Source organism: Methanoculleus sp. UBA413 (assembly GCF_002502935.1).
Taxonomy (GTDB): domain Archaea; phylum Halobacteriota; class Methanomicrobia; order Methanomicrobiales; family Methanoculleaceae; genus Methanoculleus; species Methanoculleus bourgensis.
Genome location: NZ_DAQR01000062.1, coordinates 3,701 through 5,493 on the forward strand (window position 1 = coordinate 3,701; position 1,793 = coordinate 5,493).

Here is a 1,793-nt window from a genome sequence, read left to right on the forward strand (position 1 = left end):
CCGGTGCCGAAGAGGAGATGACCGGGGGGCGTGCCCCCGATGCACTCCGGCTCCGGGCCGGCCTCTGGTCTGACTCCCTCGCGGATCATACTGATGGACGGGGCGAGGAACGCCAGCCCCAGGATGAGGCCGAGCACGCGGATGTGGCCGACGAGGAAGGAGAAGAGCCAGGACCCGATGAGAACCCCTATAAGGCCGCCGGCGGCGATCCAGGCCGCCACCCGCCGGTCCAGGTTCCCCCGCACCAGGTGGCCGGAGGCGCCGGAGAGCGAGGTAAATATGACCACAAAAAGCCCGGTCCCGATGGCGACGGGCTCCGGGAACCCGAGGTAGAAGTACATGATCGGGAGCATGATCGTCGACCCGCCGACGCCGATCAGACCACCGAGAATCCCGGCAATGACGCCGATCACAAAGAGGAGGAGCAGGGCGGCCGGCGTGAACGGCGGGGAGTCCGGGGTCACCCCCGTGCCGACGGCGAGCGCCGCCCCGAGCATGACCGCGATCACGGCCGAGAGCGCCGCTACCGGGACGATGCGCCGCCACCCGGCGATCCGGTCTCCCGTCATGTTTCCGGGTCCCCGCTGCCGGGCTCAAACCGCGTCAGGTAGACGGCGGCCCTGTGGAGACCATCGGGCGCCAGATCGCCATCACATGAAAAGATACGCCGTCTCACGCCGCAGACTGCAGGGTAGCCCTCTTCCTCTCTGAGCCGGGCCGCTAACGGACAGGATGTCATATACTATATCGTAGTGGACCATTTCATCTAACATTTCCCATGGATACCGCCCCGATCTGGCGAGTGGGAGACCCCCTGCTCTGGTGCATCGTGCCCCCGGGTCCGGCTTGTGCGGGGAGGAGGCGAGCCCCCTCCCCTGCCCCCGCCCCCCCAGGACGATTCCCACCACGGTCCACTGCCCGGGATCGCCCGGGGAATAGGTCGTGTTCATGGGTACCATCGCCTCACGCGAGCGGCTGGCGATCCGCATCAGGACCCGCAAAATAAAGTGAAATGCTCCAGTAACTCTTCACTTCTCCGTGAAACCGCCGGAACCTGGTTCCGTGGGGCAGACTTCCTGAATACCGGCCATCGTCCTCCCCGGCTCGGCCGCATACATGCAGACCGAGGGGTAGTAGTTCGTGATGTATTCCTTGAGCATCCGGAGGGAGCAGTACTGGGGAGCGATGCTCTTTATCGACTCCTTCATCATCCTGGCCCACTTGTGCGGGACGTTGTCTATCGTCCGCGAGTAGTAGAGTGGTGCGATCTCGTTCTCGATGAGGTCATAGAGCGTGTTTGCATCAGCCCGGTTGTTCCCCCCGTAGGGGGCGTGGCCTTCGAATGCCCAGCCGTTTCTGCCGTTGTAGCCCTCGACCCACCAGCCGTCCAGGACGGAGAGGTTCAGCACCCCGTTCATCCCTGCCTTCATACCGCTCGTGCCGCTCGCCTCCATGAGCGGGACCGGGGTGTTCATCCAGACGTCCACGCCGTGGACCATGTAGCGCGCAAGCTGCTCATCGTAGTCCTCGATGAAAGATATCCGGCCTCCAAACCTGGGGTCCTGGGAGTACTGGTAGATCTTCTGGAGGATACGCTTGCCCTTCTCATCGGCCGGATGCGCTTTCCCTGCGAAGATGAACTGCACCGGTCTCCAACGGTTGTTCACGATTCTATCGAGCCGGTCTAGGTCCTCGAAGATGAGGTCGGCCCGCTTGTACTCGGCGAACCTGCGGGCAAATCCGATCGTCAGCGCCGTGGTGTCGAGCATCAGCCCCTCGGCAGCCAGGTTCGC

Annotated in this window: 2 protein-coding genes; both read right to left on the minus strand. The window is 63.9% G+C overall.

Annotated features, from left to right (window positions below; all coding sequences use genetic code 11):
• A partial coding sequence (locus BP858_RS04655; RefSeq protein WP_286878971.1) for a sulfite exporter TauE/SafE family protein occupies window positions 1-569 on the minus strand: 569 nt, incomplete at its 3' end.
• A gap of 459 nt (window positions 570-1,028) precedes the next feature.
• On the minus strand, window positions 1,029-1,793 hold a 765-nt coding region (gene glgP / locus BP858_RS04660; RefSeq protein WP_286878972.1), incomplete at its 5' end, for an alpha-glucan family phosphorylase.